At 37.6% G+C, this 5,784-nt stretch carries 8 protein-coding genes; 1 reads left to right on the plus strand and 7 read right to left on the minus strand.

The window, feature by feature from the left end:
* Positions 1-849, plus strand: an 849-nt coding sequence (locus tag UIB65_RS03595; protein ID WP_330039757.1) for a HEAT repeat domain-containing protein, incomplete at its 5' end; no start/stop codon positions are given.
* 278 nt (positions 850-1,127) lie between these two features.
* Here the strand turns inward: UIB65_RS03595 and UIB65_RS03600 are convergent.
* The 7 genes from UIB65_RS03600 to UIB65_RS03630 all read right to left on the minus strand — a co-directional run bounded on the left by UIB65_RS03600 (position 1,128) and on the right by UIB65_RS03630 (position 5,731).
* Entirely contained in the window at positions 1,128-1,295 is a 168-nt protein-coding gene (locus UIB65_RS03600; protein ID WP_330039758.1) for a hypothetical protein, read from the minus strand.
* Between the two features lie 232 nt (positions 1,296-1,527).
* A complete protein-coding gene (locus tag UIB65_RS03605; RefSeq protein WP_330039759.1) occupies positions 1,528-1,977 on the minus strand; it encodes a hypothetical protein in 450 nt (149 codons plus the stop codon).
* Positions 1,978-2,016: 39 nt separating this feature from the next.
* On the minus strand, positions 2,017-3,426 hold the full coding sequence (locus tag UIB65_RS03610) for an MATE family efflux transporter (RefSeq protein ID WP_330039760.1): 1,410 nt from the start codon (positions 3,424-3,426) through the stop codon (positions 2,017-2,019).
* Positions 3,419-3,889 carry a MarR family transcriptional regulator gene (locus tag UIB65_RS03615; RefSeq protein WP_296804260.1) on the minus strand — a complete coding sequence of 157 codons (471 nt, stop codon included), beginning with the start codon at positions 3,887-3,889 and terminating at the stop codon, positions 3,419-3,421. The genes UIB65_RS03610 and UIB65_RS03615 overlap by 8 nt, the downstream gene beginning before the upstream one ends.
* A 2-nt stretch (positions 3,890-3,891) precedes the next feature.
* Entirely contained in the window at positions 3,892-4,395 is a 504-nt protein-coding gene (locus UIB65_RS03620; RefSeq protein WP_330039761.1) for a flavodoxin, read from the minus strand.
* 88 nt (positions 4,396-4,483) lie between these two features.
* The gene (locus UIB65_RS03625) at positions 4,484-5,182 is read right to left on the minus strand and encodes a CPBP family glutamic-type intramembrane protease (protein WP_330039762.1); all 699 of its coding nucleotides are present in this window, start codon (positions 5,180-5,182) and stop codon (positions 4,484-4,486) included.
* Complete coding sequence (locus UIB65_RS03630) at positions 5,183-5,731, minus strand: flavin reductase family protein (RefSeq protein ID WP_330039763.1); 549 nt, start codon at positions 5,729-5,731, stop codon at positions 5,183-5,185.
* Positions 5,732-5,784 lie beyond the last annotated feature (53 nt).

Raw genomic sequence — 5,784 nt, forward strand, 5'->3', positions numbered from 1 at the left:
CTTTTAGCATCAAAAAATAATAATATACCAATGGATTTTGCAAAACTTAAAAAAAGCATTCTTGACGAATCTGATTTGATGGATGTGGTCAAAGAATCTTCAGATGATTATATCCGTAAAGTTGCCATAAAACGCATTGACAACCAAAGCTTTTTAAAAGATGTTGCATTGAACGATACCAATCAGAATGTCGTGCTGGAAGCCGTTGAACGTATTGATGACGTATCTGCTCTGGTTGAAATTGCTAAAAATGCCAATGACAGATGTGTTCGCAACAAGGCAAAGGACAAGATAAAAGATGTGGATTTGATATGTGAAATTGAAGCATATGAAAAGGAACACTATATGATATGCGAAAAATGCGGCGGAAGATATTCCATTGTCTCAAGTCATTACAACGAAAGTTGGGAATGGTCTTTCTATGACATCAAATGCCACGAATGCGGACATATGCGTGACATACCCCAGCACATACTGGATGAATGGCCAAATGACATTGATGATGAGATGCCAATGACAAAAACAACAACCGTATTCGGCAAAACATTTCCCATTCCTCAAGGATATGAGGAAGTTGAAAGATATACTGCCTTTAATTTAGAAAGAGTTACATTCAAGAACAATAAAAGTAATGTATTTAAAATCAAGGTCGACCCAGATACGAATTTTCCATTTGACAGTCCATATATCGAATTGAAAATTGACAAGACAGTGAACGGCATTCCTGGAAAAGAATTGCTTTATGAAGACGGTGCAAGATTTGTATATATCGACAAAAAAGGATTATTGGTATTAATCGACACAGAATTCGATCCATACGATGAGATATATGGTATTGTAGTATGTTAATGAATCAGTTCATTAATCAATGATGGCATCCCCCGAAAGGTTTAAAAGAAGTGAAATAATCCTTAAGGATTTACATGAAGAATTCTTAAGTTGCATGTTCTTTTTGTTTTGAATATTTCCAGGTTACAAGCAATTTGCTTTTTTTGTTATCTTTTGAACCAAAACTCCTTCTTGCCCAATGTTTAATTTTCAATCCAGTAATCATCCATAACATCGGAAAATTCAAATCTGCCGGTTACAAACATATAATGTTTGGAATTTCCACTCAACGGATTTACTTATCCCACTTTCAGGAGAGACAGTTGCACAAATTCTGATGAAATCGCCATCAATTTCAATCCTCGAGGGAACATAGTGGTTGAAAGCAGATTGCTATTCGTCCCAAACATCTTTGATGTCATCATCATTTCAATTCCAATAGGATAGTCATAGATGTCTAAATCCATCTTGATTATGGACTCAGCTTCAATAGTAATTAAAAAAATATCCTCAAAAAGTTATAGAAAGCAATGATGGAATTGATGGATTTATAATAATCTTGGATGAATTTCAAATGCTTAAAAAATTAAGGGAACCTGAAGATTTCTTTCTTCTTAAAAGAATTAATAATGTTATAAAAATTATATTGAATTAAAATGAAAAACGCATATAATAAAATGTCTGATACGACATAGGGTTTCATCCCATGTTCTCATTGTATGACCTGAACTGGCTTATGAAATAATCGAGTTCCTCTTCAATCTGAAACAGCGAAAGAGTCGGCTTGTAGTTAAGCAAAGTGTTTAAGGCAATAAGCAGCGGAATAGCTTCACCAATATTGATGTCTGAAAACACAAGATCCTGATAGGTTATCCTGAAGTTTCCGTTTGCCTGTTCATCAATTTTCAATCCAGGAGCTATGAAATTAATCTCCTCTTTTTCAATCAGCTCCTCAAGGACTTTTGTGCCTTCCATTATGTCTTCAAATTCAATCTTTTCCTTGCTCAAAAGGGGTGTTATGAAATCGAATTCGATATCATAGTCATATTTGGAGTAGCCCTGCCTGAAATAGTTGTCCACCATCAGATAGTTGATATACAGTTCATGGTTCTGAATGCCGTATCTCTTGTTGTTCAATATGAATTCCATAATTAAAATATAGTAAAAAATAGTATAAAAAAATAGCCACTATGGGCTATTTGAATTTGAGTTTTCTTTGGAGGAATATTTCTTGATTGAAATCTTTTTGAATTCCCTGATGAAGAGTTTCGCCCAGATATAACCTATGGTTCCTCCAACGAAACATCCGAATACAACTCCACCGTAAATTCCTGGAAGTCCCCATCCGAAAATGAAACAGAACAGGTATGCAAATACTGTCTCAAGAATCAGAGACCTGAGAAGGGTAATCAGAAGGGAGTACATACCTTTCCCAACGCCCTGAAACATCATGGATGACATTATACCGTGAGGAATAGCCAGAACAAAGAGGCTCAAAACGGATATTGCTGTTGCAATTTCGGAAGCCAGACCCGCACTGGCCTGTGTATATGAAAACATTCCAGCTATCTGGGATGAGAATATGAACATCAATGCTCCCAGAAGTATGGATACTGCAAAACCTATTTTGATTGAATAGGAATGTGCTGTCTGCAGGTTCTTGTAGTTGTGGGCACCATATGCAACACCACAGACTGTTAAAACCGCTGTACCTATACCAATCAATGGAATCATAGCCAGCTGCACTATTCTCATGGATGCGGTATATACTGCCACTGCTGTAGTTCCAGCTGCAATTACAAGCATACTGTTGATTAGTATTGCCAAAGCTGAAAATACGATTGTTTCCAATGTTGAAGGAACTGCAACCTGCAGGGTATCAATCATTATTCTGCTTGAGTAACTGAAGTTTTTAGGACTTAAATCTAAAAACAGGTCCTTTTTTCCCCAAATCCAATAGCTCATTACCGCACAGGACATTATTGCTGATACGACAGTTGCCCATGCTGCACCTGAAATTCCAAGGTTCAATACATAAATGAAAACCGGATCGAGAATGATGTTGAGGATAGCTGTTACGGCAATCGCAATTGTTGCCCTTCTCATATCCCCTTCAGATCTGAATATTGCTGATGCCACACCTGAGTAGACGAACACTATGAGAAATCCGAATATGATGTAGCTGTAGTCCATTGCATATTGGATGGTATCTCCTGCACCCATAAACTGCAGGATAGGTACCATAAATGCTTCAATTATAATTGTAAATACTATGGATACTATGACTGCCAAAACGATTGCGTGCAAAGCGGCATTGTTTGCCTCTGCATGCTTTTTGGCTCCGATGTTTCTTGCAATCAGTGAATTTGCACCTGCACCGATTCCGTTACCGAGTCCGACCAGCACCATAAACAGTGGTGTGATGAATCCTACGGCCGCAAGAGCGTCCGCACCAAGTCCGGCGACCCAAATACTGTCTGCTATATTGTAAAGCATGATCAATAGCATGGAAACCATCATCGGAATGGCCAATTTGACAATTGCCTTTTTAGGGTCTCCTGTAATCATTTGAATATTGCTTTGTTTGTTTTTACTCATTCCTATTCTCCTCATTCATTTCTATTGTCCTGACGGCAATATCCTTCAGGACTTTTTTTAATGTTATTTCGTCAATCAGATAATCGTTAAATACCTCATCTTCCCATATGTTCAGCACATCAATGCCCTTTTTGATTATTTCTTCACCTTTGGGGGTAAGGGATATCTTGTTTTGGCGTCTGTTCTTTTCATCGATTTCCCTTATTATCAATTCCTTTTCTTCCAGTTTCCTGATGGATCTTGCAACGGCGCCTTTGTTGAAATTGCATCTGGAAGCTATTTTTTCCTGATTGAGATTGTTCTGGTGTGATATTTCAAACAAAAGCATGAGCTGTGTGGAATTGATGTCCAAATTCTTCAGCTGATGGTTAAGATAGATTTCCTGTGCTCTTGAAATCATTGATATAAGTTTGCCGATAGGAAACTGTGAAGCATCCATCTTTTTAAATTCTTCAAGAGACATTTCTACTCCTGGTTGATAAAATCAGTCATTTTGTCTTCAAACAAATCCTTTTTGACTTCCTTGGTTGTAAGGGCCAATGTTGCTTCTGGCTTGACGTTTGTATATTTTTCCATCTGTTCGAATGTTGATTCGAAACCGCCTGAACCTGCGGTTGAAAAGAATATTACGTTTTTAAATTTGCCTTCATTCTGTTTGATATATGAAATCAGTGGACTTGCTGCTTTTGAAGCCCATACCGGTGCTCCTAGATATACGATGTCATAGTCTTCAGGGTCATATTTCAACGCATCAATGTCGATTATTTTTTCCTGAATTGCATGCTTTCCGGCTCTTGCATATCCGAGCTTTCCCTGATAATTTACATGAGGTATGATTTCCTCAATATCTGAATCTGTTCTGCTTGCGATGCTTTTTGCAAGTTTTTCTGTAATGTTAGTTCTTGAATAATATGCTACGAGTGATTTCATACATAGTATTAATACTTCATCATATATAAACTGTTGCATTGACAACTATTGCACTTGCAACAATTTAAAGTAAATTTTTCCTTTCGATGAAAAAAATTAAAAAAAAAGAGATGTGGACAAAACACATCTAAAATCCCAAAAGGATGATTGCGAACACGAATGCATCCGTAAGGAGATGGGAAATGTATGGAACGAAGAGATTCTTGGTTTTTGCATATCCATACATTTCAACAAGTGAACCCACACCTTGCACAAGCAATACTGATGCAATTGATGTTGTTGCAGGGTCATAGTGGAGAAATGCAAAGAATACCAGAACCAGAATCATTGAAGCTATAAATGAAAGGTTTCTCCTACTAGTAAATTTGTAGAATACCCTCATGAAAAACATCAGAGGAATGAATTTCAGAAGTTCCTCGCCCATCATTGAAAAGAGAAGTGAAATGAGGCTTATGATGTCTATATCCTGAAATGCTGATTCGCCTCCGGCAGGCACCATCTGGAAAATTTCCAGGATAGAACCCATTGCAATGGAATAGACCATGTAAACGACAAACATCAGCACTGCAAGTATCAGCTCGTTTCTGGTCGGCCTGTGAAACAGCAGATCATAGTCCCAGTTTGAAAAATACAAAAGATGAATCAGAAGAGTGAAACAGAAGAATATGCTTCCCACAAGTTCGTTGTCGAAAATGACAGATCCAATAAATGAAATTGGTATCAAAAGCATCAGTACAAACCATGCTTTCTTGGATAATCTTGGGTTATTTCTATAATATGGAAAATCCCTGTCTCCGTCAAAGGTTAAAAAGCTAATGAAAATCACCTACATGAATTTTTTCCCCGGTTTGAATGCATCCGAGATTTTTTCACCCATCCTGAAATAGGAATGTGTAACGTCATCATAGGCCAGCGGGTCAAGCTTTTCGAAAATGATTCTACCATTTTCATCAACAACACTTTCATCGGCCTGAACGTTTACAATCTCTCCTGTAAGTTGAGTGTGTGAGCCCACCTCTGCAATATGCATTAATCTACATTCAATAGAAACCCTGAACTCTTCGATTATTGGAGCGTTAACAATTTCAGCACCTCTATAATTATATTTTACCTTTTCAAGCTTGTTTTGCCTATAGCCTGATTCGATACCGAAGTAATCGGTTTCATCCATATGCTCACAGCTTGGAAATCCAACACAGAATTCCCTGGTTTTCAGTATGTCCGCCAGGGTTTTTCTCTTGAGCGTTGAATTGATTGCAATCATTATTGCCGGCGGATGATGTGAACACATTGTCGCAAAGGCCAGTGTGCAGCAGTCGGGATTTCCATCCTCATCGTATGCGCTTGCAACAACTGCAGGTGCCGGATACATCATGGTGCGCGGTTTTAAATTTATTTTCATGATAATTTATTTATTTGATTATAATA

It is taken from the genome of Methanobrevibacter sp. (genome assembly GCF_036307625.1).
Lineage (GTDB): Archaea > Methanobacteriota > Methanobacteria > Methanobacteriales > Methanobacteriaceae > Methanocatella.